The following is a 25,996-nucleotide window of genomic DNA, read 5'->3' as shown; positions in this document are numbered from 1 at the left end:
CCGCCATCGTCCTCGGGCTGGTCCACGAACTGCGCCACAGGCGGCCTGCGGTGGCAAGGACCTCGGTCCTTGCCCGCCCGGCGTTTCCCTCCAATGCCGACGCCCCTACGACAGGGGCATGACCTTCCGGTAGGCGTACACCGCGGTCGCCGCGACCGCCACGTGCATCAGGAGCAGCGCCCCGACACCCTTCGCGCCACCGTCGCCGAAGAGCAGGAAGTCGGGGACGAAGGACACCACCACGAGCACCGGCACCAGCCACCGCACCAGCGCCTCGGGGTCCTTCGACACCTTGCGCACGACGGCCCAGCCGACGGCACCCGCCACCACTCCGACGACGGTCAGGAAGACGTACGAGGACGCCTTCAGAGGCTTGAAGTCGTCGGGCGCGCCCGCGGCCAGGGCGAGGAGGGCGAGCACCGTGTCCGCCGCGGAGGCCACCACGATCGCGGCCAGCACACCTCCCGCCACGACAAGCGGACCACGGCGGACGGCGACTGCGGCAGGGGCGACAGACATGGCAGCTCCAGGGAGAACGACTGCGGGAAGGACCGCACAACGGGAAGTTTGAACTCTCAAACGAGAGTCTTGCCGAACCCGTTTGAAATTTCAAGCGCAAGGCGGGGAGCTTGTCGAAACGTCCTGACAAACGGATTGACATCCCTCGGGGCCGGTCTCATAGTTGCGAGCTACTAGAGCGCGCTAATGACGCGCGATCGCCGCCGGAAAGCCGGTGTTCTGCGAGAAGCCCCTCGCCACCACCGCCGAGCACTGCCTGCGGATCGTCGAGGCCGAGCAGGCGCACGGCCGCCGCCTGGTCCAGGTCGGCTTCATGCGCCGCTACGACACCGGATACCGGCAGATGAAGCACGTCATCGACTCCGGCCGGATCGGCGAACCGCTGATCGTGCACTGCGCCCACCGCAACCCGACCGTCCCCGAGTCGTACACCTCCGCCATGGCCGCCCTGGACACGGCCGTGCACGAGGTGGACGTACTGCGCTGGCTGCTCGACGACGAGATCGTCTCCACCCAGGTGGTCACCCCGCGCGCCACCAGCAAGCGGTTCGCCCACCTCAAGGACCCGCAGATCATGCTCTTCGAGACCGCCAAGGGCGTCCGCATCGACCTGGAGGTCTTCGTCAACTGCCAGTACGGCTACGACATCCAGTGCGAGGCCGTCGGTGAGGAGGGCCTGGTCCGGCTGCCCGACCCGGCCGCGGTCGGTGTCCGCACCGCCGGCCGACACAGCACCGAGGTCCTCACGGACTGGGTGGGCCGCTTCAAGGAGGCCTTCGACACCGAGTTCCGCGAGTGGGTCGCGGGCATCGCGACCGGCGTCGAGCCCGCCGGCCCCTCGGCGTGGGACGGCTACGCGGCCACCGTCATCACCGCCGCGACCGTCGAGGCCCTGGAATCGGGCACCGTCGTCGCCACCGACCTCAAGCCCCGCCCCGCCTTCTACGGAGGAGCCGCGTGAAGATCGCCCTCGACCCCTACATGTTCCGCGCCCTGCCCATCGACGACATGGTGCGCACCGTCACCGAACTCGGCTACGAGTAAATCGAGTTGTCGCCCCGCGACGACTTCATGCCGTTCTTCCTGCACCCGCGTGCCGACGACGAACGGATCGCGGAATCGCCGCGGGCCGGCTCGACCTCGCGGTGATCGCGTCCTGGGACACGCTCCCCGCCCCGCCCCCGCGGGTCGCCGTCCACGATCTGCTCGTCGATCCGATGGTCGTCGTACTCCCCGACGACCATCCGCTGGCCGGCCGGCACCCCGTCGGGACCCCGGTCGGCCTGCACGAGCTGCGCGCCGAGTCATGGGTGACCATCATGGCCGGCCATCCGGCTCGCGAGCAGTTCGACCGGGCCGTCTCCGAGGCCGGTTTCACGCCTCGCATCAGGTTCCGGACCGCCTCGTACGCCGTCGCCCAGGCCCTCGTCGGAACCGGTATCGGCGTGGCCCTCGTCTCCCGCCTGGCCCTGACCGACGTCCCCGGCACCACCCACCGCGAACTGGCTCACCCTCGGCTGCGTCGTCGGCTGCACGCGGTCACCCCCACCGAAACCTCCGTCACACCTCTGGTGGACGTCTTCCTCGATCTCCTGCGTGACGTCGCCGGGCACATCACCGAGACCTGGGCGGACGAGCACTGAGGGCCCCTCACCGCCCGGTGACGTCGGTGCGCCGGTTGTCCGGCTTGAAGGGCAGCGCCGTGACCGTCGCGGATCTCCCGCTGCGGGGTGCCCGGACGGCCCCACAGGACGACGACCTCCGTGCCCGGTGTCGCATGCGCGGGGTCGAGCGCACAGAGGGAGATCATCGCCCGTAGGGTCGGGCTCACCGTCCGGCCCGTGGCCACGCCGACCGGCTCGCCCGACACCAGGACCTGGTCGAAGTGGGGACCGCGTCTGCGCGGCAGCTCCATCTGGTCCGGCGGCTCGGCCTCGCCCAGGAGCGAGGTGAGGACGCCGGCTACGTCCTGTCCGTTCCAGCGCAGACCTGTCAACTGCCTTGTGGGTACGCCGCTTTCGGCGTCCCGCACGAGTGCGTCCCGGCCGATGAAGTCGCGGTCGGGGATGCCCGAGGGCGACGTCTTCCATGGTTGGTATCGGTGGCAACCTCCTTGATCCCGCGTCCCGCCGCGAGAAAGGATTACTAAATCGATTAGGCCGTCAGGTTACAGAGGAAAAATTTAATCGATCTAGTACCCGTGGCTGACTGCCTTAGCGACCGTCGGCGCGTACTGCGACGGGTGGACCACTCGACCCGCTTTATTCGGTTGCCGCTCCCCGGGTCCGCCCTTCACCATGGGCGGGCGACCGGGAGCTGCCCGGTGCTCCACGAGAGGAGGCACGTCCGTGATCACGACTGTCCTCGGCATGCCCGCAGACCACCTCTCACTCACTTCTTGGAGCACCTCCAGCGATGTCTCACGACGATCTCCCGCAGCACTCTCAACTCCCCTCGTTCCCTGACGACTTCAGCACCGACGCCCACCGCTCCGTCCCGCAGCCGGACGGCCTGGGCGATGTCGACGACCGGTTCGTCTTCGACTTCCGTGCCTACGACGACGACCTCGCGGACGGCCAGCGCTGGTCGACCTGGCTGAGCGTCGAACCTCTCTCCCGCGGCCCCGAGCCGCTCCCGGACTGGGTGGTGACCTCGCAGGGAGCGATCGACACCGAACTCGGCGTCCTCAAGACCGGCAAGGAGGCCGACGTCCACCTCGTCGAGCGCGCCGACCCGCTCGACCCCGACGCCGGCGTGGTGATGGCGGCCAAGCGGTACCGCTCTCCCGAACACCGGTCCTTCCACCGCGCCGCGTCCTACACCGAGGGACGTTCGATGAAACGCTCGCGTGACGAGCGGGCCGTCAAACGCAAGAGCACCTTCGGGCGGCAGGTCGCTGCCGGAGAGTGGGCGGTGTCCGAATGGGGTGCGCTGGTGCGGTTCTGGAACCTCGGGCTGCCGGTTCCCTACCCGGTCCAGATCGACGGCACCGAGATCCTGATGGAATGGATCACCGTCGTCGACGAGGACGGCACCGTCCGGACCGCGCCCCGCCTCGCCCAGACCAGGCCCTCGCCCCAGCTGCTGGCGACGTACTTCGAGCAGCTCACCGACACGCTCGCCACCATGGTCCAGAACGGTCTCGTGCACGGTGACCTCTCGGCGTACAACATCCTGGCGGCGGGCGAGCGGCTGGTGATCATCGACCTGCCGCAGATCGTCGATCTGGTCGGCAACCTCAACGGGATGACCTTCCTCCAGCGCGACTGTGCCAACATCTGCGGCTGGTTCCGCTCACGGGGCCTCGACGTCGACGAGCACGAGCTGTTCGCGGAACTGATGGCGCACGCCTTCTGACCGAACCGTGCGACCAGTTGTACTCCGTCGTCGGTGACCCTCCGGAAGCCCCACCGGGTCACCGACGACACCGCCGACGGTCAGGGAGCGATCCCCACGCCGTCGATCCGGCTCCACGCCCGCTCCTGTGCCGCGGTCATGGCGGGCCAGGCGAGCCCGCCCGGCCGGGGCCGGATCCGTGAGGCGTAGGGCGCGGGGCGGAAGGCAGGGTCGTAGAAGCACCCGCTGCCGTACTTCTCGTCGAAGGCCGCGCACGAAGCCGCGACCGAGCGCGGGGTCGGCTTGCGTCCGTGGCGGACCCAAGTGTCCAGCGCAGCAATCGAGTTGGCGTACTCGGAGTCGCTCAGCGCGCTGTGCTCGGTCTCCGTCGTGAAGGTCTGGACGAGGTTGCCGCCCCGGCCAGCGCCCCGGAGAGTGGCGCGGTAGGCCGCCTCGTGCTCGACGAAGGCGGTCGGGTCGTCGATCGCGTGCAGGGTGAGGACGGGGATGGAGACCCTGCCGGTCAGGTCGCTGTCGTAGGAGAGGTCGCGACGTGCGGTGGGGTCGGCGGAGAACCGCTCCACGCCCGTGTTGAGCGCCTTGTCGTCGTGTGAACCCGAGTACCACACGCCCCGGTTGCTGAAGGGATTGCGGCCGCCCAGCCGGCTCGACACGATGTCGCGGAACGTGAAGGTCGCAAACCGCAGATGCGACTCCAGTGAGCGCTCCGGGATGCGGGTGACGGCGAGGATGTCGTCGAGGTTGCGCTGCTGGAGCGCGGTCCGCTCCGCGGGGGCGGAGGCGAATCCGGTGCACTCCTGCAAACGGGCGCGGAGCCCGGCGCTCGTCATGGTGGAGTCGGCGCGCAGCCCCTGCCACAGCGGGTACTGCGGCTCGCTCGGGCGGGGGTGGTTGTGGCAGTAGTACTGGTAGACCACCCGCAGGTCGACCCGGTAGTCGTAGCCGCGTGAACCGCCGCCGAGGACACCGCTCGTGAGCAGCGCGCCGTCGTAGGCGCCGGGTTGTCCGCCGTAGGTCTCCGCGACCTTGGCGGCGACGTCGCCGCCCCAGGACTGGCCGTGCACATAGGTCCGCTTCGGCTTGCCGAACTCCGAGACGAACAGTTTGCGCACGTTCTCGGTGTCGGCGGCGGCCATCCGGGTCCCGTAGCCACCGCGGCGGTAGGACGAGCCGGCCCAGGCGTACCCCTCCTCGACCATCACCGCCCAACGCCCCAGATCGTCGGTGCTGCGGGACGGGTCCGAAGAGTCGCCGAGATCGGGTCCGCCGTGCGCGTGCACGACGAGTGATCCGTTCCAGTCCGTCGGAACGGCCATCGCGTAGTACGCCCCGTTGGCGTCCTGGCCGGTGTAACAGGTCGCCTTCCCGAGCAGGCTGGACGGACAGGCGGCCACCGCGGGCCGAGCGCTGTCCGTCCGGGGCGCAGGGGCGTTGCCCAGCGTGCCGAGGAGTGCTGCGGCGAGGCCGGCGGCCAGTGCCGCCCGGCGGGGGCGGGGGGACGAGAGCCGTCGGCGTAGCGATGCGGGCGCGTCAAGAATCTTCAAGGGAGCGGCTCCTGTGTGTTCGCTGTGCGGATGTGCCCTGCGAACCGTGATGCTAGGAACCGCCGTGTGCGGGGACTACCCGCCGATCATTGCGTTCATAGTGTTCGCCCCTCCCGGCGGCCGGTCGGCACACCGCCGTTCCCTCGTCCGGCCCTCGCCTCCGACGTCACCGAGATGTGGGCAGCGGATGCGGAGCGGCGTCCGCCTGCTGGAGTTCGGCGAGGATCTGGTTCTGGCCGGTGAGGAGTTCGGTGAGGATCCGGCGGGCGGCGCGCAGGAGGTCGGCGACGTCTGTGCCGGCGAGTTCGTAGCGGACGGTGGAGCCCTCCCGTGTGGACACGACGATCCCGGAGCGTCGCAGGACGGCCAGTTGCTGCGACAGGCTGGAGGGTTCGATCTCGATGTCGGCGAGCAGGTCCCGTACGGACACCGGACCGTGCTGGAGGAGTTCCAGGACCCTGATGCGCACGGGGTGGCCGAGCATGCGGAAGAAGTCTGCCTTGACCTGGTAGAGGGGGACCTGCATGGACGCTCGCTCCTTGCCGGGTTGTTCGGACTGCAGCCGCCGGGATGTGGCGGTACCCGAGAGTGCCGCCACATCGCAGGCCGCCCTCCGAAGCCGATCCTTCACGTCTCGGTCCCTGCGCAACCGCACATTGCGACCATGCAGATGTCGCGAGTTGAAGAAGTCTTCACATCATGGGCAGACGTGACTCCCGCATGCCGGAACGGGCTAGATCTCGATCTGTCCCTCCACACGTTTGAGTTGGTGGCGGGCCATCGCCAGGTTCGAGCGGGCCTTGTCGAGTACGAGGTACAGGAACAGACCGTTGCCGTCACGGCCGGTGATCAGACGGATCAGGTGGTACTGGCTGTCCAGCGTGATCAGGATGTCCTCGATCTGGCCCTTGAGGCCCAGCTGTTCCATGGTGCGCACCTTGGCCCGGATGACATCCGTGTTGCCGGCCGCGGCGACCGTCAGGTCCAGGGTCTTGCTGCCGCCCAGCGTGCCCAGCGCCATACCGCTGGTGTAGTCGACGACCGCTGCCCCCATCGCCCCCTCGATGCCGGCCATCATCTCCTTCAGCGACACTTCCACACTCGCCACGATGCCTCCCCTTGCGTTCCGTTGACTGCGGCGGGCCGGTACTGCCGACCCACCTCGACGTCACGGACCGTAGGCATCCGGCCCTCCCCCGCGGAGTATCTCTTCGACACTGACTCCGAACGATCGAACAACGGCCCGACAGGATCTGTTGATGGGCCAGAACTGCCGTGCCTGGTACGAAAGTTGACGCGTCCCGTGCGCGGGCGGCACAGCAGGCCCCTCCGCTACCACCGCGCTGGACCCTTGCCGGAAGGCCGTCGACGACGCTCCTTCCCGTCCGACGCCGGAGCTCTCCTCACCGGCGATGTTCTGCGCCGACGCGACCACACCGCCGGTCGTCACGCGCCCCGCCTGGTCCGGGTTCGCCTTCGCCGACGTCGGTACACCGTCGAGTCAACCGGCCGCCCGTGCCGAGGAGACCGCCGTACGGGCGGCGCTTTCGACCGCCGCGATGCCACCCGCCATCGACGCGTTGCCGGAGGAGAGGACCGCGACGAGGTAGTGGTGCGTTCCCGAGGTGACCTCGCCGACGCTGTTGATGTCCCACAGGCCGGTCGTGCTGCGCTGCAGCCAGCCGTTCTTGAGCGCCCACCCGGCGTCGGAGGCCGCCGAGACGCCCCACGACTGGTCGGCGGCGATGCGGGTCATCAGCGTACGGATGTAGGTCCGGGACGCCCCGGTCAGTGCGGAGCCGCTCGCGGACGAGGTCCCGCCGTCGGCGAAGACATCCTGCAACAGGCGGACCTGGTCGGTCGCCGTGGTCTGGGTGAGTCCCCACCTGCCGGCGGCTCCGCCCACGGTCGCGGAGAGGCCGAGACGCTTGTTCGCCGTCTCCAGGCCGGGTGCCTGGCCGATCCGGCGCCAGAGTGCGTTCGCCGCGTCGTTGTCGCTGTGCTCGATCATCGCCGTGGCCCAGGTGCGCTCCTGCTGGGTGAGACCGCGTCCGGCGTCCTGGGCCTGGAGGAGCAGCGTGGCGAGGATGTCGACCTTGATGATGCTGGCCGTGTCGTACGGGGCGTCCTTCCCGCGCACCTGCGGCTTCAGGGCGGGGTGGTCCAGGTCCAGCAGCGCGGTCGTCACTCGCGCCTGGCTCGTCACGGTCGTCTGCGTGGTGCCGGTTGCGGAGCCCGCCGGCGTGCCGGTGTCGGCCGCCGCGGCAGGGCCGACCGCGGCGATCGCAAGCAGGGTGGACACGGCACCGGTGAGGAGCGCCCCGCGGCGGCCGGCATGTCTGCCGCGGCGGCCCGGCGCGCTCGCGGTCGGCGTGGTCGGTCGGGGATTCGGTCGGTACGACATGGAGCCTCGGCGGTTCGGGGGCGGGGGCACAGAGCTGCGAACGTAGACGAGGCGGCCGTTCCGTGACGTGACCAGTGCCACGAAAAGGCCCTATGGGCACGATTTGTGAGGATAACCACTGCTTCCGGGCCGCCCGGGACGGGGCGGCGCCCCCTGTGCCCCACACTGCGCACGGACCGGCAAATCGACTCCTCCGGAGTAATGAACTGGCTTACGCGGCGGGGCCGTTGGGACGTATGTTGAGCGGCGGACACCGCACACCCCGGCTGAAGGACGAACGCTACCCATGCCAGACCAAGCAATGACGCCCGGACCGGCCGAACACCAGAAGATCGACACATCGGTGCCGCACTCGGCCCGGATCTGGAACTACTGGCTGGGCGGCAAGGACAACTACCCCGTCGACGAGGCAGCGGGCGACGCGTACACCGCCGTCTTCCCCGGCATCGTCACCATCGCCCGCAGCAGCCGCGCCTTCCTGCGCCGCAACATCACGTACCTGGTCTCCGAGGCGGGCATCCGCCAGTTCCTGGACGTCGGCACCGGCCTGCCGACCGCCGACAACACCCATCAGGTCGCCCAGCGGATCGCCCCCGAGGCCCGGATCGTCTACGTCGACAACGACCCGATGGTCCTCGCGCACGCCCACGCTCTGCTCTACTCCACGCCGGAGGGCGTGACCGCCTACGTGGACGCCAACGTGACGGACCCGGACCGCATCCTGGCGGAAGCCGCCAAGACGCTGGATCTCAGCCGGCCCACCGCGCTCATCCTCAGCAACATCCTGGGCCACGTCGCCACCCACGACCAGGCGCTCTCCATCGTCACCCGGCTGATGGACGCGCTGCCGTCCGGCAGTTACCTCTCCATCAACGACGGTTCGCGGGGCATCGACCCGGTCTTCGAGCAGGCCCAGGACGCCTACAACGAAAGCGGCGCCGTCCCCTACAACCTGCGCACCGTCGACGAGATCACGGCCTACTTCGACGGCCTGGAACTGGTGGACCCCGGTGTGGTCTCGGTCCCCCTCTGGCGCCCGGAATCCACCTCCCCGGCTCCGGAACAGATCGGCGAGCACGGCGGCCTCGCCCGGAAGCCGTGACACCCCGAGCCTGCTCATGAAGCTCGTACCAATCGATGTCGGCGGGGGCGCCGGGACCCGGTTCTTTCCGGACCGGCGTCTCGACGTAGTCGACGGGCCGTCCGGCCTCGGGGCCGGCCACCGCGGACGTGAGGGCGATGTCGAGGGCGGGATGTGGTGGGCCGGTCAGGCCCAGGGCCTCATCGACAGCGTGGAGAGCTGCGAGACGGTGGTCCGCACCATCGTGGCGGACGCGGAGAGCATCATCCGCGACCGGCTCCGGCACCAGCTCGTAGCGTCGGACGACATGGCCCCGGCAGCGGCCTGCTGACGGGGTCCTCCGCTTCGCGCCCTGACGGTGGCTGGGCCGGAATCGGGATCACGGGGGTACCGCCGGAAGCGATCACATACCGTACTGACGCGCCGCCCCGCCCAGATCCGATCCGCTTCGGAGGCCCCGCCCCATGGCCCGCCTGTACGTCCGCTCCGGCATCGCCCCCGACGCTCCGGACGCGGCCTTCCCCATCCTGGTCGTCGATCCGAACGGCACCCCGGGCGAGCGGGCGCTGGCCCGGCTCGGTGGGCACTGCTACGCGGGCGACGGGGCGTTCTACCTGGTGCGGACGGACGGCTGGGCCGAGCGGTCGCTCGATGCCGGACGGCTGGTGGTCGGCATAGCCGTCCGTCCCGTGCCGCTCCGGCAGGCGGGCGTGGACCTGGCCGGCTTCCCGGACCGGTCGGGGATCGACCCGGACGCCGTGCTGCTCCTGTCGGCGCGGACGACGGTCGATCCGGAACTCTGCGCGCACCTGAGCGGGGCGACGGCCGTGTTCACCGGAGGACCCGACGTCACGCTCGACGATCTCCTCGCCGACGACGAGGAGTGGCCGATCATGCTGGCTCCCCCGTCGTCCGAGGTCTGACCGCCGCCGTGACAGGGCAGGGTGATGCGGTGAGCGACGACGAGACGACCGCACCGGCACCGGAATCGACCACTGCGGAGAACCGGCACGCCAGCTGGCTGGAACTGTTCTTCGACCTGGTCGCCGTGGCGGGGGTGGCACAGATCGCGCATCTGCTGCACGGTGTCCCGGACGTGTCCGATCTCGGGCTGTACGCGCTGCTGTTCCTGGCTTTCTGGACGGCCTGGATCGTCTTCACCCTGTACGCGAACGTGGCCTACGAGAACACCCACGTCCGTACGGTGCTGGCCGCGATGTTCGGCATGGCGGTCATGGCCGCGGCGGTACCGGGGGTGCACGAGGGGGACGACCAGCACGCGCGCGTGTTCGCGCTCGCCTATGTCCTGATCCGGGGGCTGGCGAGCCGGGCCTGGCAGCACCGTCGCCAGATCCTCGTCGACTGGCCGGCCGCCCAGATGTCGCTCGGCGTGATCCCGTGGATCGTCTCCCTCTGGGCGCACGACCCGACGCGTTACTGGCTCTGGGCCCTCGGTATCGCCCTCGATCTGTACGTCACGTTCGCGGTCTCCGCTCGCGACCTGGTCGAGCACCGGGAGGCCCGGGAACGCCGCGACGACCGGCCCGCGCGACGCGGCTCCGCAAGGGGCCCGTCGCTCGCGCGGTCGCAGACGGAGCACCTGAGCGAGCGGCTCAGCCTCTTCGTCCTCATCGTGCTGGGTGAGGGCGTGGCCCAGGTCGTCGAAGCCACTTCGGACGCGGAGTGGGACAAGCAGCTGTGCGTGCTCGCCGTCGCGGCGTTCTTCCTGCTGGCCACGGTGTGGGCGTTGTCCTTCGAGCACGGCTATGCGGGGGTGCCGCATCTGACGGCGGGCGTGCTGCCCTCCCGTGCGGGGTTGCCCCTGCACTGTTTCGTCTCCGGTTGCCTCGCCGCTCTGGCCGCCGCGCTCGGAGCGGCGGCCGAGCATCTGGACACGCTGCCGGACGCCACCCGGTGGCTGCTGTGCTCCTCGCTCGCCGGGTATTTCCTGCTCAGCGGGCTTGCCTGGCTGGGCAGAGCCGGCCGGGAACAGCGGTGGCTGCTGTCGGTGGCTCTCCCCTGCTGCGTACTGCCGCTGCTGCTGGCGGCGTTCGGCGCCCAGGTGCGCACCCTGACCGTGGTCTGGCTGCTCGTCCTGATCACCCTGTGGCCGATTCTCTACGAGCGGCTGGTGACGAGGTCGCCGAAGGAGGTCGTGGGGACCGGGACTTGAGCCATGGGGCGAGGTTGTACCGGTGCCATGGACTCGGGCAGGCTGACTTCCCCGTCGCCAGGAGGAGCGGGACGACCAGAAGGAGTCTCGGGCATGATCGACTGGGTGCCTCTCCGTACCGGAGCACGGCCCGTCCCCTCGCCCATGGCCACGCCGCTGGTCTGGGCGGCGGCATCCGGTGGCGCGCTGGTGCTGGTGGCGCTGCTCAACGCGCTGATCGGTCCCGATCGGCCCTCCCCGGCGCTGGTCGCGCTGTCCCTGCTCTCCGTGGTGCTCGGGCTGTGCGCCCGTTTCACGGCGGCTCCCGGCACCGCGGTGCTGTGCTGGCTCTTCCTCAATGGGTTCGCCATACCGCCCGCCGGCACCCTTACCTGGACCGGACAGCGCGACGCCTTCTGGCTCGCCTGCCTCTTCACCGCCGCCGTGGTGGGCACCGCTCTGGCCCGCCTCCTGCACGCCCGAGCGGCCTACCGCCGGATCACCACTGGCGTCGGCGGCCCGACGGACACCGGATCATGAACGGCGTGGCCGCTCGGCAGGCAATACCATCGCCCGGCCGCCCGCGACGGCCCTCCCGACCAGGCCACTCGGTCGGGTGACGGCCCGCGGCATCGTCGCTGCTTGGCGGACCGAAAAGTGCCGTTTCCGGGCTTCATGGCCAGATCCCTCTTATCGTGGAGCGACACAGTGACCATCGGCGTCGAAGCGGGCAGGCCATGCAGGATCCGGATCCGGAGATCGACTACGCGGCGGTCTTCCGCGACCTGCCGGGCATGGTGGCGCTGCTCAGCCCCGAGCTCGTCTACCTCGACGCCAACGAGGACTTCCAGCGCCTGTCGGGACGCAAGCGCGAGGAACTGGTCGGCCGGTACATCTTCGACGTCTTCCCCGAGAACCCCAAGGACTCGGCGGCGGCCGGCATGCGCGAGACCCGGGAGTCGATGCTCCGCGCGGTGACCACCGGGGAGCGCGACACCATGGCCCTGCTCCGCTACGACATCGAGGATCCCCCGCTGTCCGGCCGCTGGGTGGAGCACTTCTGGAGCCCGGTCAACGCGCCCGTCCGCGGCCCGGACGGCGAAGTGACGCTGATCGTGCACCGGGTCGAGGAGGTCACCGAGTTCGTCCGGGGCTTCGGCGGTCAGTCCGACGACAGCCGGGCCCGGGTGCTGGAGGCCGAGCTGTATACCCGGGCACGTGAGCTGCAGCAGGTCAACGAGCGGCTGCGCACGGCCCACGCCCACGAGCGCGAGGTGGCCCTGACCCTCCAGGCGGCGATGCTGCCCCCGCCGCGACCCGTCGGTCACCACCGGGCGGCCGTCCGCTACCGGCCCGCCGTGGGCGCCCTGAACGTCTGCGGCGACTGGTACGACCTGGTCGACCTGCCCGACGGCGGGATGGCGGTCGCCGTCGGTGACGTCGTCGGACACGGTCTGGCGGCGGCCTGTGCCATGGGCCAGCTGCGCAGCGCCCTGAGCGCGGCCTGCCGGGTCGCCGACGGACCGGGGTCCGCCCTGGAGGCCCTCGGTCTGTACTCCCGTTTCGTCGAGGGCGCCGAGTCGGCCACCGCGGTCACGACGTACATCGACTGGGACGACCACGTCATCACCTACAGCTGCGCGGGCCACCCGCCGCCGGCCCTGCTCGACCCCGACGGCACGGTCACCTTCCTCGACCAGGCCACGGACCCGCCCCTGGGCGCCATGCCCGAGCATGTCGGCCGGGTGCAGACGAGCGTCCCCTTCGCCGAGGGCGCCACCCTCGTGCTGTACACCGACGGACTGATCGAGCGCCGTACGGAGGACATCGACCGCGGTCTGGCCCGCCTCGCCGGCTCCCTCGCCCACCACCGGCACGCGGAGCCCGAGTCCCTGGCCGACGCCCTGCTCGCCGATCTGCTCCCCGCCGAGGGCAACACCGACGACACGGCCCTGATCGTGCTGCGTCTGTGACGGCCCGCCCGTTCGACGCGGGGGCCGTGCGTCTGGCCTGAATCCGTAGCCCGGCGAACCGTCCGCCAGCCCCTGCGGATACGCGGAACGCGCATGGCCGGGCGCCTAGTTCGCCGGTTTCCCCGACGCCTTCTCGCAGCCCGTCCACAGCTTCCCCGGCCGATTGTCAGTGATCGCCGCTAACGTTCCACTCGTCGTCGCACAGATGTCGGGGCATCCCGGCTGAACTGTGCTTTCTTCGGGCTGTGTTGATGTGGGAGGCGGGGGCATCGTGGGTTGGCTGTCGGCGGGTGACGGGTATGAAGTCGCCCTGGTGGAGGGGCGGGTGGCGGCGCGTGCCACCGGGGGCCGGGCAGCGGGGCGGCAGTTGAAGTCCCTGCCGCGCGCGCTCAAGGACCACCCGGAGGTGGACCGGCTGCGGCGGTTCGCCGAATGGCTGGATCGGCACGCTGCGGGGTGTGTCGCCCAGGTCGACTCCTGGATGGTGTCGTCGCTCCCCGTCCCGACCGGTCTGCTGGTCCGGGTGTGGCCGGACGAGGCCTGGCAGTCCGCCCTGCGCGACCTGGCCGTGATGGGCGACGACCCCGACGAGGTCGGCTTCCTGCGGGGCACCACCGAGGACGGCGAGCTGCGGGTGGTGAACCTCGACGGCGAGACGGTACGGCTGTCCCCGCGCACGGTGACCCTGCCGCACCCGGTACTGCTGCCGGACCTCGACGACATCCGGGAGTTCGCGGCCGAGCTGGGCATCGTCCAGCGCGTCGAGCAGATCCACCGGGCGACCTGGCAGCGCCCCGACGAACTCGCCCCCAAGGCCACCGAGGTGCGGGAGTTCGCCGGCGGCTCGTTCCGCTCCCGCTTCGCCCTCGCCGCACGCGCCAGTTCGCTGGGCTACCGCGTCTCCGGCGGCTACTCCACGGCCCGGGTGCGCGACGGCGGACGCACCGTCGAGGCCTCCGTGTGGATCGGGGAGCCGTACTGGGAGGACACGGTGGAGACGGGGAGTCTCAGCTGGCAGGACCAGGACGGCCGTGCCCTGCCGTTGCGGGAGGTGGGGCCGGTGGCCTGGTCCGAGGGAATGCGGATGGCGGCGGCGCTGTACGCCGGGCGTGACATCGAGGAAGGCAAGAGCGCATGAGCGGGGGGACGCAGGTGTCGTACGAGGAGATGCTCGCGGCCGGGGCGGTGCTGCCGCCGGACGCGAAGGGCGCCGGTGAGCGGGCGGTGCCGCTGACGGCGCGGACCTATCGGCATCCGGGTCTGGACGACCGGCTGGTGGTGCGGCTGGTCGCCGGTGAACTGGGCGCGGCGGAGGACCTGGCCGCCGGTTTCCTCGGCCTGGAGCAGGCCGCCGAACCGGCCGTGGTGGGGCTCGGGTCGCGTCAGTCGCTGGGCTTTCCGGAGTGGGTGCTGGTGCACCATCCCGAGGACGGGCACCACGCGCTCGGTGTCGTACCGGACCTGGAGCGGGCGGCCCGGCAGGTGAAGTCCCGGCCCAAGACCGCGCTGGACGCCTACGTGGAACTCGGCGCGCGGCTGGCGGCCTCCGTGCCGCACTTCCTGCCGACCTTCTACGAGCAGGCGGGCCGGGTGTTCCTCGCCGAGGAGAACGCCACCTACGCGGCCCAGTTGTTCACGCGGGCCCGCAAGGCCGAGGCGGAGCACGGGCTGGTCATCGAGGAGGACCGGCTCGACGCGGTGTTCCTGGAGTTCGCGCTGGCGGGCGCGCTGCCGGTGAAGGTGCTGTCCTCCTACGGCAAGGAGCTCGCCGCGCGGGTACCGGCCGAGGAGGCGCTGCGGCGTTTCACCCGGCTGTGTCTGCGGCGTACCGCGGGCGGGCTGCCGCCGTCCGCGCAGATGGCGGGCGACCTGCGCAAGCTGGCCCGTGCCGCGGGGCAGGACGCCGACCTCGCCGAGCAGGACTACCTGTCCGAGCTGCTCGGTCTGCCGGCCACGCTGCGTGCCGCGGCCGGCTGGTGGAAGGGCCACCGTGCCGCGCTGGTGGCACTGGCAGCGCGCGAGCGGCAGGTGCGCGGCGCCCTGCTGGACATGATTCCGGCGGGCCACGACGACGAGATGCCCGCGCTGTGGCTCCAGGTGCTGGAGGACTCCGGTGCCACGGCGGGGTTGTGGGATGCCGCGCTGCCCGAGGAGGAGCGTCCCCGGGACGGCACGGCGGGGTGGCTGGAGCGTTTCCTGACGTTCCGTGAGCGGGCCCGGTCCTGGCGCGGCTCGACCAGGATGCCTCAGCTGTACCCGCTCGTGGAGCGGATCGCGGACCGGTTGCGGGCCGAACTCCTCGCGTCCGGCGGCGCGTTGAAGGTCACCCACGACATCGACCTGATCGACCTGCTGCTGTCCCTGGACGTACCGGTGGCGGCCCCGGAGCGGGGTCACGCCCTGCCGCTGGAGCAGTGGGCGATGGGCGACGGGCACCGGGACCTGCTGTTCCTGGGCGCCGACGCCCGGTTCCACGGCGCCTTCCTGAAGGGCGCGGACCGGTTCGGCGACAACGACTCGGGCCTGCGGGCCATCCGGCTGCTCGCACAGTCGCCCGGCTGTCGTCCGCTGCTGGCCCAGTGGGTGCGGACGGTCGTCGAGCGGTTCACGGCGGTCGGTCTGCCCCAGCTGCCCGACGCGCTGGCCCGCCTGAAGTGGCTGCCCGCCGAGGCGCTGGCGCTGGCCGAGGCGGGCGTACGCGAGGCGGTCGCCACCGACCTCGCCCCCGTGCTGGCGCGCACTCTGCGGGCCGGTCTCTTCGACGAACTCGGCTGGCCCGCCTGGGAGGAGGCGGCGGCCGCTCTCGTACCGAAGGACCGGGTGGAGGATCTGGTCGTCGCCGACGCCTGGCCCCACCTCGTGGTGGCCGGCGAGGCCCAGGCCCGTGTCATCGGCGCCGAGGGCACCCTGCTCACCCACGACCTGCGCATCCCGTCGGGCGACCGGTACGGCGACCCCGGCTTCCACCACGTCGACGGCGAACTCCTCGTGTACTGGAACAGCCGCAACGACGGCCTGCGCGGCTACTGGCACACCCGCGCCGACCGGGTCGAGAAGCTGGAAGGTCCGCGCGGTACCCGCGGTACCGAAATGGACTGGTACAAGGGCAACTTCCCCATCACCCTGCCGCTGCCCGGCGGCGGCCGCACCACCGGCCGCGGTGTACTGCACGCCGGGGACACCACCGTGCCCGAGGAGCGACCGCTGCTCTTCGACGGCTCCACCTACTGGGTCTGGTACGCGGATTCCGAGGACCCCGAGGCGCGCGGCTGGTACGAGTACGACCCGGCCACCGACGAGCGCGGACGCATGAGCCGGCCCGCCTTCCTCGCCGACGCGCTGCGCGACGCCCCTGCGGGCAGCACCTTCGCCGGGGGTCGGCTGCGGCCCTCCCCCACGACCGGTGCCGCCCCTGCCTCGGCACCCGTCGACGGCCTTGTGGGCCTGCGCAGGCTGGCACTCCCCGACGGCTCCACGCGGGTCGAGGATCTCGCCGGGCACAGCCTCACGCTGCCCGCCGAGGCGGGCCGCCCCTACACGCTGGTGATGTTCCCCGGAGCGGAGCGGCCCACCGCGGTCGTGCACAACGGCTGGCAGCTCGACCTCGTCGACGCGGACGGTGTCGTCACCGCCTGGGCGAAGACCGACCGCACGGCGGGCGTCTTCGGCGAGGGCACTCTGCTGCTGCCGCCGATGCAGTACTGGGAGTGCCTGACCCCGCGCGACCCGGCGGGCTCCACGGGACTGCGCAGCATCGACCGGGACACCACCGCCGCCCTGCTGTCGGCCGCCGGCGACAAGGAACCGGAGTCGCTGCCCGCCACGATCCGCGCCCTGCTGCACGTCACCCACCCCGCCCTGCTCGCGGGCATCGCCGGGGTCGTGCGGTACGCGGCGGCCCAGCAGGCGGTCCTGGACGCGGCGGCGACCCGGCTCACCCTGGCACTGGAAGGCGGGGTGGCGGACGAGGGTCCAGCCGGTCCGACGGACAGTGTGCTGCGTGACGCGATGAGCGGTCTCGGTGCGTCCAACGGCTACTGGTGGAACCGCGACGACCAGGCCGACACGGTCTTCCGTGCCCTGCGGGTGCTGACCCGTGCCGCCGACGCCACCGGCGCCGTACCGGAACCGTCCGATGGCCGGCTCCACCTCGACGGGCCCGAACTGCCCGTCGGGCAGCCTGAGTTGCACACCCTGCTCGGGCGGGTGACAGCCCTCGCCTTCCGGGCGGCGGCCGGTACCACAGCCGACGAGCACCGCGAGGTGCTTCGCCAACTGCTCGCCGGATTCGAGCAGCTGGGGCTCGGCGAGCTCGATCGCTGGCGCACGGTGACGCTCCACCTGGACGCGCTCCAGCTCCGGTCGGCCTCGGGCACCTGGCGGGAGGGCTCCTGGAACGGGCTGCTGCCGCTGGCGGACGGCGCCTTCGTCGCGGTGACCGGGCACGGGTCCCGGGACGACGACGGCTGCGACTTCACCGGTCTGTTCCACGACCCGGCGGGACGGTTCGCCGCTCCGGAGCCGTACAAGGTCCTGGCCTGTGACCCGATCGGCGAGGACGAACACCGGGGCCGGATCGGTGCGTTCCTCGCCGCGTTCGCCGAGCGCGGTCCGGCGCCGTGGTTCCCGGACGCGGCCGAGGAGTTCGCCCGGCTGACCGGTGTCACCGAGACGATGGCCCGGCTCGTCGTCGCCGGGCTGCCGGGAGTCGACGCCTACGAGCGGGCCTTCCTCACCGCCGGGGCCCGCAACATGATCGGCGTGAAGGTCGCCCCGGCGGCGGTCGCCAAGGACGAACTGCGCGCCCTCGACAGTGCGGTCCGCGCCGCGGTCGTGGCCGCGCTGCTGCCCGCCGACCCGATCCGACTGTGGACCGAGGGCCCGGACGTGGCGGCGGGCGCCGCGGTATGGAACAGCCGGCTCGGCAAGCGTCCCGCCATCCCCGAGGACCTGCTCAGCGACGCCATCCGCGCCTTCAAGCACGCGCCCTGGCCGGTACGGGAAGCACTGCCCGCACTGCTCGACCCGGCCCGTGCGCCACAGCTCAGCCGGGATCTGCGGTGGGAGGTCAACGGCGACCGGGTGCGGCCGGTCGGCAACGACTCGGCCGGGTTCACCACGCAGACCCTGGTCGGCTCGGTCGGCCTCGCCGCGTGGCTCGCGCATCGGCTGCCCGCCGGCGACCCGATCCGCGCCGCGCTGCCGCCCGCGCTCACCGCGGTGCGCCAACGCCTGGCCGCCCCCGGGCTGATGCTCGACCTCGGCCCGTACATCAGCCTCCACGCGTTCCGGAAGACGGCGGGCACGCCCACCGAGACCGGTCCGGGATTCGAGCGCTACGGCGCCGTCGTCCTGGCCACCCACGACGACCAGCCGGCCCCGGGCATCCGGGTCGACCTCCTCGACGAGGCCGGCCAGGATCCCTACCTGCCCGCAACCCGCGTCGACGACCGGCCGTTCCCGGCCGAGGTCGCCCTGCGACTGGTCCGCGACAGCCGGTTCGCGGCCCTCCTCGCCGACCCCGGCGAGCCGATCGCGGGCGAGTGGGACAAGGACGGCACCTGGTGGCCCCAGCACCCGGGCCACTCCGTGCCGGACCTGGTCGTCGAGGTGGCCAAGGAGTACGGCCTCGGCGAGGACGCGGCCACGCTGTATCTGATGCTGCTCGCCATGCCCGACCCGACCGACCGCACGACGGCCCGGTGGACGGGCTGGAAGTCGGCCCGCCTCAAGGCGGCCCGCGCCGAACTGGCCGCCACCGACCTCGTGGTCGAGGCCACCAGGACCAGGGCCGGCCGCTCGCTCTTCCTGCCCGGCGGCTGGGCCGAACAGCCCTCCCCGCGCGTGCCCCTGGAGCGCTGGAAGCTCCCGCTCTTCGACCTCGTCGACGGCGATCAGGCACCCCTCGGCGTGATCGTGCCGACCGAACCGGCCGCGGACCTCTACCGCAGGGCCTGGCATCGGGTCCGGGAGGGCGACGCGCCCCGGTTCGAGGAGCTGAAGGTACGCCGGGGCCGCCGCCGCTGACGGACGCCGCACCAGGGGCGTCCAACATCACCGGCGCCCCCTCAACAACGACCGACAGACCTACCCAGCAAGGACGTTCATGACCTCGACCGACACGGCGACGGCCCTGCCCGACCGGCAGACGATGCCCGCCGAAGAGCGCCACGCCACCGAACTCGCCTTCCTCGCCGCCCACGACGAGGGGCCCCGCCCGCCCGGCTGGCGGCTGACGCCCCGCTCCGTCATCACCTTCGTGTGCGGCAGCGCCGGCGAACCGCTCACGCTGGCCAAGCCCCACGAGACACTGCCCCGCGAACTCGTCATAGCCCCCAAGTTCGTCGGTGAACGCGCCCTGGTGGAGCGGTGCGTGGTCACGCTCGCCGGGGAACGCGGACTGCTGCTGGTCGGCGAGCCCGGCACGGCCAAGTCGATGCTCTCGGAGCTACTGTCGGCGGCCGTCTGCGGCACCAGCGCGCTGACCGTACAGGGCACCGCGGGCACCACCGAGGACGCCCTGCGCTACGGCTGGAACTACGCCCTCCTCCTCGCCCAGGGGCCCACTCCCCAGGCGCTGGTGGACTCGCCCGTGCTCGGCGCGATGCGCTCGGGACGGGTGGCGCGCGTCGAGGAGATCACCCGCTGTCTGCCCGAGGTGCAGGACGCGCTGGTGTCGATCCTCTCCGACCGCCGGATGAGCGTGCCCGAGCTGTCCGGCACGGACGAGGCGCAGGTCGCCGCGGCCCCCGGTTTCACCGTCATCGCCACCGCGAACCTGCGCGACCGCGGTGTGTCGGAGATGTCCGCCGCACTCAAGCGCCGCTTCAACTTCGAGACGGTGCACCCGATCGCGGACGTCGACGCCGAGACCGCGCTCGTGAAACGACAGGCCGTGGCGGCCGTCGAGCGGGCGGGCGCGGCCTTCGACGTCGACGACGCGGTGCTCGACGTCCTGGTGACCGTGTTCCGTGATCTGCGGGCCGGGCGTTCGGCCGAGGGCTGGGACGTGGAGCGTCCGGGCACGGTGATGTCCACCGCGGAGGCGGTGCAGGTCGCCGTCTCCCTCGGGGTGGCCACCGCCTACCTGCCCGCCGGAGACCCCCTCGACCTGGTGCCCGGCCATCTCCTGGGCGTGGTCCGCAAGGACGATCCCTCTGACCACGCACGCCTGTTGGGCTACTGGGACGGCCCGGTGCGCCGCCGCGCCGAGGACGGCTCCGCGACCTGGCGCCGCCTCTGGGACCTGCGGGAGAACCTTCGGTGACGATCGCTCAGGACCCCCGGGCCGCGCTCGACGCCCTGGCCTACTCCGTGGTGCCGTATCTGCTGGGCGTGCGGCACCACAGCCCGGCGCTCGCCGCCGCCGTACCCGCGTTGCTGGACGCGGCCGGTGCCGAAGTGGTCTGCGTGGAGCTGCCGGTGGACTTCCAGCCGTGGCTGACCCATCTCGGCGCGCCCGGCACCCTCGCGCCGGTCGCGCTCGCGGGTGCCGGTGCGGACGGTCGGCTCGGCTTCTACCCGTTCGCCGACTTCTCGCCCGAACTCGCCGCGGTCCGCTGGGCTCGGGAGCGGGGGGTGGAGGTCGTCTGCTGCGACCTGCCGATGGCCGACGCGCGCTGGCACGCGGAGGTGCCCGAGCGCGCCGAGGCACCTGACCGCCCTGCACCCGTTTCCTTCGCGCGGGCGCTCACCGCAGCCGGGACCGGCCGTGACGGCGACGACCTGTGGGACCGCAGCGTGGAGGTCCTCGCGCCCGGCTGCACACCGGAGTCGCTGCGCCGTGCCGCCCTGGGTGTCGGCTGGGCGCTGCGCCAGGACGCCGAGTCGTCCGGCGGTGTACCCGCGGTGGACCTGGCGCGTGAGGCGCACATGCGGGAGACGATCGCCCTCGCGGCAGCCGGCGGACGCCGGGTCGCGGCGGTGATCGGCGCCTTCCACGCATCGGCACTGACGGACGGCGCAGGGGTGGAGGGGACAGCATCGGTGCTCCCCGCGGAGCCCTCGCCCGTCGTCACCTCCCTGGTCCCGTACGCCTTCGATCTGCTGGACTCACGGTCCGGATATCCGGCCGGGATCCGCGACCCACGCTGGCAGCAGGCGGTGTTCGGCGCGGCGGGCGATCCCGAGCTGCGGTACGACGCCGCCGCGCGGGCGATCACGGGAGTGTGCCGGGAGTTGCGCGCGGCCGGGCACACGGCGGGGACCGGCGAAGCCCGCGAGACGCTACGGGTGGCCTGCGACCTCGCCCGGTTGCGCGGGCTCCCCGCACCGGGCCGGGGCGAGGTGCTTGAGGCCCTGACGTCCGTGATGGGGCAGGGCGAGCCGCTCGGCCGGGGCCGTGCTCTCGCGCGGGCCCTGGAAGTGGTTCTCGTGGGCACCGATCGCGGCCGGGTCGCTCCGGGCACCCCGCGCTCCGGGCTCGGCCCTTCCGTCGAGGCGGAACTCACCGCCCTGCGACTGCCCGGCCCGGACGACCCCGCTGCGCGTGAACTGCGTCTGGACCCGCTCCGTTCGGCCCTCGACAACCGGCGCGAGATCCTCCTCAGGCGGCTCGACGTGTGCGGGGTCGGCTACGGCGAGCCGGTCGAGGTGTCCGGTACGGGCGACGCCTCCGCGCTCACCACCCGGTGGCGGCTGGCCTGGGTGCCGTCCGTGCCCGTGCGGCTGGACCTGGCCGGGGTGCGGGGCGTGACCGCCGCACTCGCGGCGGAGGGGACACTGCGGGAGACCTTCCACAGGGAGTCCTCGGACGGCGGCCCCACAAGCGCCCTCGTCCTGACGGGACTTCGGGACGCCGCCCGCTGCGATCTGCCCGCCCTGGTCGCCCAGCGGCTGGCCGAGGCCGCCGACGTGCTGCCCGCCTCCGCGACGCTCCCCGAACTCCTCACCGGACTCGACCTGTTGGAGGCGTTGCGCCGGGACCATCTGCCCGGCACCACATCCGGGACCCGGCAGGCGGCGGGCGTACTCGCCGTCGATCTGCTGGAGTCGGCGGTACGGTCCCTGCCGGGACTGGCGGGCAGCGACGACCCGGAGGAGGCCGCAGCGCTCGTCGCCCTGGCGACCCGCGCCGCCGACCACCGCCTGGGCCTGCGCATGGACGAGGCCCTCGGCGGTCTCGCGCAGACAGGCTCACCACTCGTCCAGGGAGCCGCTCTCGCCTGTCGGGTCCTGCTCGACCTGGACGACGCCGACGCTCTCGGCGCACGGGCCGCCGGTTGGATCGACGCTGCCACCGGCCCCGACGCACGGCACGCGCTGGCCCGCAGACTCGCCGGGCTGCTGACCGGGGCCGCACCGCTGCTCCAGTCGGCGCCGACCGCGCTCGACCCACTGCTCGACCGGGTCGACACGCTGACCGACCAGGCGTTCCTGGACCGACTGCCCGCCCTGCGCGGCGGCTTCGACACGCTGTCCCCGGCAGGCCGTGACCGTCTGCTGAACACGGTCACGGAGCGGCTGGGCGACCGCCTCGACCTGGCCCTGTCCGCCTCCCCGCGTCTGCTGGCCCTGTGGGCGGCGGCGGACGAGGCCGGCCGTGCGGCGGTGGAGGCCCTGCGGGCGGAACCCCCGACGCCCCGGCCCGCCGAGGCTCCCGAGCCCGGGGCCGCCACCCCACGTCCCGTGCCGGTGCCGGACCATTCGATCGATGACGGACTCCGTCTCACGCCGACGGACCGGTGGCGGCTGCTCCTCGGCAGGGAGAGCGACAAGTTGCCTGCGGGCGCCCGCCGTTACGCGCACGCGCTCGACGAGCTCTACGGCAGGGGTCGCGGCGAGGGCTCCTCGGACCTGGGCCGGGACAGCGGCCCCGGCGGGCAGGACGCCTCCTTCCCGACCGCGCGCGAGTGGGCGGAGGAACTCCAGGCGCTGTTCGGTGCGGAAGTGCGTGAGGAGGTGCTCGCCCGCGCCGCCGACCAGGGTCGTAGCGACGTGCTGGCCGAGCTCGACCCCAAGTCCGTACGCCCCTCGGTCGATCTGCTGACGTCCGTGCTGTCGTTGGCGGGCGGAATGCCCGAGCAGCAACTGGCCAGGTTGCGCCCGCTGGTGCGCAGGCTGGTCGACGAGCTGGCCAAGGAGCTGGCCACCCGGCTGCGGCCCGCACTGAGCGGGCTGGCCACACCTCGCCCGACTCGGCGTCCTGGAGGGCGGATCGACCTGCCGCGCACTCTGCGGGCGAACCTGGTCCACGCCCGCAAGAGGGCCGACGGCAGCACTCTGGTCGTGCCGGAGCGGCCGGTGTTCAGCACCCGTTCGCGCAAGGAGGCGGACTGGCGGCTGATCCTGGTGGTCGACGTGTCCGGGTCGATGGAGGCCTCCGTCATCTGGTCGGCGCTGACCGCCGCCGTACTGGGCGGAGTGCCCACCCTCAGCACACACTTCCTGGCGTTCTCGACCGACGTGATCGACCTGACGGAGAAGGTCGAGGACCCACTGTCCCTGCTGCTGGAGGTGCGGGTGGGCGGCGGCACCCACATCGCGGCCGGGCTGGCCCACGCCCGATCCCTGGTGACCGTACCCAGCCGGACCCTCGTGGTCGTGGTGAGCGACTTCGAGGAGGGCTACCCACTGGGCGGACTCCTGGGCGAGGTACGGGCGCTCGCGAGTTCCGGGGTCCATCTGATGGGCTGCGCGGCTCTGGACGACTCCGGCACCCCGCGCTACTCCGTTCCCGTGGCCCAGCAACTCGTCGGAGCCGGGATGCCCGTCGCCGCCCTCAGTCCTCTCGCCCTCGCCCGCTGGGTGGGCGAACGCCTTCGCGGAGAGTCCCGATGAACCCCGAACTGCCCCCGGTGGCGCCCAAGGTGGCCGCTGCCGCCGTGGAGGCCCTGACCTCCCGGCTGCGCAAGAAGCTGGACGCCGCGATCGAGACGTACGTGGCCGCACCCGTCACCGTCGAGGGTGCCGTGCGGCGGGTGCGGTGCGGTGAGGACGCGGAGGTCGTCCTCTCTCCTGGTCCTTCCGGGGCGGTCACCGACGCCGGGGAGGCCGTGTGCAGTTGTCTGCTGGCCCCGAGGTGCCTGCACCTCGCCGCCGTGCTCGGCGCGTGTCCGGTGGCCGACGCGGATCCGGCCGTGGCGCAGGAGGGCGACACCTCTGCGGAGGTCGAGTCGCCGGCGGAGGACACCGTACAAACCGTCGCCGGTGTGGGTGCCGCCGGACAGCCACCGCACACAGGACCCACGGAGGCTCAACTGACCGCCGCACGCTCGCTGTGGGCCGCCGCGGCTGCCGTTCTGGCCGCCGGGGTACCCGCTGCGGGCGCGGTGGCGCAGGCCGAGGTGCTGCGCGCCTCGCACACCGCGCGCCTCGCCGGGCTGCACCGCGCGGAGGCGGCGGCGCTGCGGGTGGTCCGCGGCCTGCGGGGCGCACGGTCCCGGCACGACGGCCACCGGCTGGCCGACCTGGTCACCGATCTGCGTGAACTCCTTTTGACCACAGGCCAGTTGGCGGCATCCGATCCGGCCCCGGCGCTGGTGGGAACCGCCCGCCGCAGCTACCGGCCCGAGGGCGCGCTGCGCGTGCACGGCGTGTGCCGGGAGCCGGTGATCTCCGCCACCGGTTACGGCGGGGTGGTCACCCATGTCATCTCCGACGACGGGCGCTGGTTCACCGTCGCGGACGTGAAACCGGGGGGTGCCGCCCGTGCGCGCGGAGCCGCCACGGCCACGGTCGCGCTCGGTTCGGGCAGCATCGACCATGCCGGGCTCTCCCGGGGCGGGCTGCTGATCTCGGGGGCGACGCTCTCCTCGGACGGTCGTCTCGGTGCCGGCAAGGGAGTCCGGGCGACACCGGTCGCGGGCCGGTCCTGGGCCTCGGGCCCGTTGGCCGCGGTGTTCGCCCGGCCGCTCGCCGAGGCCGTCGCCGCCCGGCTCGGGAATGCTCCGGTGAGCGATCCGGAGGAGGCCGAGCGGACGTCCGGTGAGCTGATCGGCTGTGATCTGGTCGTCGTCGGAGTGGTCGAACAGCAGGTGCTCGCCCAGGAGTTGACCTCCGGACGGCCGGACCCGGACGGCCTCCTGATCCGCCTCCTGCCGGCCAACGGTCACCCCGACCTCGCCCACACCGCGAACCTTCGCCGGCTGGCCTCCCGCCCCGGGCTGCGGCTGCGCGTCGTCGGCCGCCTCGACCCCGATCGCGCGGCCACACTCCGGCCACTCGCCGTCGGCCCGATACCGGAAACGGATGAGACCACGGCGACGACCCTGCGGCTGCCCGCGGAGTGGGAGGGCCATGCCGATCTGGGCTACGACCGCATCGAAGGCAGCCATCTGCCGCCCGCCGACGCCCTCTTGGAGACGGCCGGGCTCCCGGGTGTCCCGTCCGATCCGGTGACAGAGGCGCCGTTGTGGCGGCTGCGTCGGTTGGTCGAGGTCGCCGTGTCCGGTGGGCGCAGGGCCGCCGCCGAGCCCGCGCGTGACGGCGACCGGGCCGGGGCCGTCGTAGCGTTGCGGCGGGCCGGATTCCGGACGGCCGCGGATCTGTCGCACGCGCTCGCCGCGGAGGCGGACCGGCGTGGGCGCGATGTGTTCGGCCGTACCGAGGAAGCCGACCCGGACGGGTACGCGCGCGCCTGGCTCGCCGCGGCCGTCTACCTGACCAGTACCGAACGGGCGTTGGTCCGGGCCACTTGGGAGGCGCCGGACGCGACCTGACCGCCTGGCGGATTCCCGGGCGAGTCGCCCAGGCGGGCCACGGGCCCCGGCGTGGATTCAGCCGCCCTCTCCTCATGCTTGCGCCGCCTTCAACTCCCGCTTGTCCGGGGGCGGTTCTTGCTGGACTCCGCGGCGCGGGCCGAGCAGGGCGACAACGAAGGCGGCGGCCATGATCACGCCCATGCCGAGGAGAACGGAGCGGGTTGCCTCGGCCACCCCCAGCCGGACGAAGTGCGAAGATCATCGCGGCCGGTGTCAGTCGTCGGGACGAGGACGAGGTGCCGGCTCCGGACCTGCGGTGTCCTTT

At 72.2% G+C, this 25,996-nt stretch carries 19 protein-coding genes and 2 pseudogenes; 15 read left to right on the top strand and 6 right to left on the bottom strand.

Going from position 1 to position 25,996, the window contains the following annotated elements:
- Window positions 1-105 precede the first annotated feature (105 nt).
- Complete coding sequence (locus ACWDEW_RS44710) at window positions 106-519, bottom strand: DUF6069 family protein (RefSeq protein ID WP_450521486.1); 414 nt, start codon at window positions 517-519, stop codon at window positions 106-108.
- 193 nt (window positions 520-712) lie between these two features.
- Between ACWDEW_RS44710 and ACWDEW_RS44705 the strand changes: the two are divergent.
- From ACWDEW_RS44705 to ACWDEW_RS44690, 4 genes and pseudogenes are all read left to right on the top strand, one after another.
- Window positions 713-1,480, top strand: a pseudogene (locus tag ACWDEW_RS44705) (Gfo/Idh/MocA family oxidoreductase); the annotation flags it as partial.
- Window positions 1,477-1,638: pseudogene (locus tag ACWDEW_RS44700) on the top strand (sugar phosphate isomerase/epimerase); the annotation flags it as partial. The pseudogenes ACWDEW_RS44705 and ACWDEW_RS44700, both read left to right, overlap by 4 nt.
- 26 nt (window positions 1,639-1,664) lie before the next feature.
- The gene (locus ACWDEW_RS44695) at window positions 1,665-2,162 is read left to right on the top strand and encodes a LysR substrate-binding domain-containing protein (protein ID WP_450521484.1); all 498 of its coding nucleotides are present in this window, start codon (window positions 1,665-1,667) and stop codon (window positions 2,160-2,162) included.
- Window positions 2,163-2,934: 772 nt separating this feature from the next.
- A complete protein-coding gene (locus ACWDEW_RS44690) occupies window positions 2,935-3,876 on the top strand; it encodes a serine protein kinase RIO (protein ID WP_450521483.1) in 942 nt (313 codons plus the stop codon).
- 80 nt (window positions 3,877-3,956) lie between these two features.
- Here ACWDEW_RS44690 and ACWDEW_RS44685 read toward each other — a convergent pair whose 3' ends face one another.
- From ACWDEW_RS44685 to ACWDEW_RS44670, 4 genes are all read right to left on the bottom strand, one after another.
- A complete protein-coding gene (locus ACWDEW_RS44685) occupies window positions 3,957-5,420 on the bottom strand; it encodes a hypothetical protein (protein WP_450521481.1) in 1,464 nt (487 codons plus the stop codon).
- A 166-nt stretch (window positions 5,421-5,586) separates the two neighbouring features.
- A complete protein-coding gene (locus ACWDEW_RS44680; protein WP_450521479.1) occupies window positions 5,587-5,946 on the bottom strand; it encodes an ArsR/SmtB family transcription factor in 360 nt (119 codons plus the stop codon).
- 207 nt (window positions 5,947-6,153) lie between these two features.
- A complete protein-coding gene (locus ACWDEW_RS44675; RefSeq protein WP_450521478.1) occupies window positions 6,154-6,528 on the bottom strand; it encodes a hypothetical protein in 375 nt (124 codons plus the stop codon).
- A gap of 393 nt (window positions 6,529-6,921) precedes the next feature.
- A complete protein-coding gene (locus ACWDEW_RS44670) occupies window positions 6,922-7,824 on the bottom strand; it encodes a serine hydrolase (protein ID WP_450521476.1) in 903 nt (300 codons plus the stop codon).
- A gap of 286 nt (window positions 7,825-8,110) precedes the next feature.
- On the opposite strand from ACWDEW_RS44670, the gene ACWDEW_RS44665 reads away from it, so the two are divergent.
- The 11 genes from ACWDEW_RS44665 to ACWDEW_RS44615 all read left to right on the top strand — a co-directional run bounded on the left by ACWDEW_RS44665 (window position 8,111) and on the right by ACWDEW_RS44615 (window position 25,689).
- Entirely contained in the window at window positions 8,111-8,926 is an 816-nt protein-coding gene (locus ACWDEW_RS44665; RefSeq protein ID WP_450521474.1) for an SAM-dependent methyltransferase, read from the top strand.
- Window positions 8,927-8,942: 16 nt separating this feature from the next.
- Window positions 8,943-9,236, top strand: a complete 294-nt coding sequence (locus tag ACWDEW_RS44660; protein ID WP_450521472.1) for a hypothetical protein — start codon at window positions 8,943-8,945, stop codon at window positions 9,234-9,236.
- 133 nt (window positions 9,237-9,369) lie between these two features.
- The gene (locus ACWDEW_RS44655; RefSeq protein WP_450521470.1) at window positions 9,370-9,828 is read left to right on the top strand and encodes a hypothetical protein; all 459 of its coding nucleotides are present in this window, start codon (window positions 9,370-9,372) and stop codon (window positions 9,826-9,828) included.
- A 29-nt stretch (window positions 9,829-9,857) separates the two neighbouring features.
- On the top strand, window positions 9,858-11,078 hold the full coding sequence (locus ACWDEW_RS44650) for a low temperature requirement protein A (protein ID WP_450521468.1): 1,221 nt from the start codon (window positions 9,858-9,860) through the stop codon (window positions 11,076-11,078).
- Between the two features lie 93 nt (window positions 11,079-11,171).
- Window positions 11,172-11,597 carry a hypothetical protein gene (locus tag ACWDEW_RS44645; protein ID WP_450521466.1) on the top strand — a complete coding sequence of 142 codons (426 nt, stop codon included), beginning with the start codon at window positions 11,172-11,174 and terminating at the stop codon, window positions 11,595-11,597.
- A gap of 197 nt (window positions 11,598-11,794) precedes the next feature.
- A complete protein-coding gene (locus ACWDEW_RS44640) occupies window positions 11,795-13,030 on the top strand; it encodes a PP2C family protein-serine/threonine phosphatase (RefSeq protein ID WP_450521464.1) in 1,236 nt (411 codons plus the stop codon).
- 271 nt (window positions 13,031-13,301) lie between these two features.
- Entirely contained in the window at window positions 13,302-14,168 is an 867-nt protein-coding gene (locus ACWDEW_RS44635) for a DUF4132 domain-containing protein (RefSeq protein WP_450521462.1), read from the top strand.
- The gene (locus ACWDEW_RS44630) at window positions 14,165-19,057 is read left to right on the top strand and encodes a DNA-binding protein (protein ID WP_450521460.1); all 4,893 of its coding nucleotides are present in this window, start codon (window positions 14,165-14,167) and stop codon (window positions 19,055-19,057) included. Before ACWDEW_RS44635 ends, ACWDEW_RS44630 begins: the two co-directional genes overlap by 4 nt.
- Window positions 19,058-19,136: 79 nt before the next feature.
- A complete protein-coding gene (locus ACWDEW_RS44625) occupies window positions 19,137-20,297 on the top strand; it encodes an ATP-binding protein (RefSeq protein WP_450521458.1) in 1,161 nt (386 codons plus the stop codon).
- Window positions 20,294-23,809: a vWA domain-containing protein gene (locus tag ACWDEW_RS44620; protein ID WP_450521456.1), complete on the top strand. Its 3,516-nt coding sequence runs from the start codon at window positions 20,294-20,296 to the stop codon at window positions 23,807-23,809. The genes ACWDEW_RS44625 and ACWDEW_RS44620 overlap by 4 nt, the downstream gene beginning before the upstream one ends.
- The gene (locus ACWDEW_RS44615; RefSeq protein ID WP_450521454.1) at window positions 23,806-25,689 is read left to right on the top strand and encodes a hypothetical protein; all 1,884 of its coding nucleotides are present in this window, start codon (window positions 23,806-23,808) and stop codon (window positions 25,687-25,689) included. The genes ACWDEW_RS44620 and ACWDEW_RS44615 overlap by 4 nt, the downstream gene beginning before the upstream one ends.
- 72 nt (window positions 25,690-25,761) lie before the next feature.
- On the opposite strand, the gene ACWDEW_RS44610 is transcribed toward ACWDEW_RS44615, so the two are convergent.
- A complete protein-coding gene (locus ACWDEW_RS44610) occupies window positions 25,762-25,905 on the bottom strand; it encodes a hypothetical protein (RefSeq protein WP_450521452.1) in 144 nt (47 codons plus the stop codon).
- Between the last annotated feature and the right edge of the window lie 91 nt (window positions 25,906-25,996).

This window comes from Streptomyces sp. NPDC001100 (assembly GCF_053598575.1).
The sequence above is the reverse complement of the archived record's forward strand: the minus strand, read 5'-3'. Positions and strand labels throughout refer to the sequence as shown.

Excerpts from the sequence above, each read along its gene's own strand:
- ACWDEW_RS44710 (WP_450521486.1), bottom strand. The coding sequence starts at position 519 with ATGTCTGTCGCCCCTGCCGCAGTCGCCGTCCGCCGTGGTCCGCTTGTC.
- ACWDEW_RS44690 (WP_450521483.1), top strand. The coding sequence starts at position 2,935 with ATGTCTCACGACGATCTCCCGCAGCACTCTCAACTCCCCTCGTTCCCT.
- ACWDEW_RS44680 (WP_450521479.1), bottom strand. The coding sequence starts at position 5,946 with ATGCAGGTCCCCCTCTACCAGGTCAAGGCAGACTTCTTCCGCATGCTC.
- ACWDEW_RS44670 (WP_450521476.1), bottom strand. The coding sequence starts at position 7,824 with ATGTCGTACCGACCGAATCCCCGACCGACCACGCCGACCGCGAGCGCG.
- ACWDEW_RS44665 (WP_450521474.1), top strand. The coding sequence starts at position 8,111 with ATGCCAGACCAAGCAATGACGCCCGGACCGGCCGAACACCAGAAGATC.
- ACWDEW_RS44660 (WP_450521472.1), top strand. The coding sequence starts at position 8,943 with ATGAAGCTCGTACCAATCGATGTCGGCGGGGGCGCCGGGACCCGGTTC.
- ACWDEW_RS44655 (WP_450521470.1), top strand. The coding sequence starts at position 9,370 with ATGGCCCGCCTGTACGTCCGCTCCGGCATCGCCCCCGACGCTCCGGAC.
- ACWDEW_RS44645 (WP_450521466.1), top strand. The coding sequence starts at position 11,172 with ATGATCGACTGGGTGCCTCTCCGTACCGGAGCACGGCCCGTCCCCTCG.
- ACWDEW_RS44640 (WP_450521464.1), top strand. The coding sequence starts at position 11,795 with ATGCAGGATCCGGATCCGGAGATCGACTACGCGGCGGTCTTCCGCGAC.
- ACWDEW_RS44630 (WP_450521460.1), top strand. The coding sequence starts at position 14,165 with ATGAGCGGGGGGACGCAGGTGTCGTACGAGGAGATGCTCGCGGCCGGG.
- ACWDEW_RS44625 (WP_450521458.1), top strand. The coding sequence starts at position 19,137 with ATGACCTCGACCGACACGGCGACGGCCCTGCCCGACCGGCAGACGATG.
- ACWDEW_RS44615 (WP_450521454.1), top strand. The coding sequence starts at position 23,806 with ATGAACCCCGAACTGCCCCCGGTGGCGCCCAAGGTGGCCGCTGCCGCC.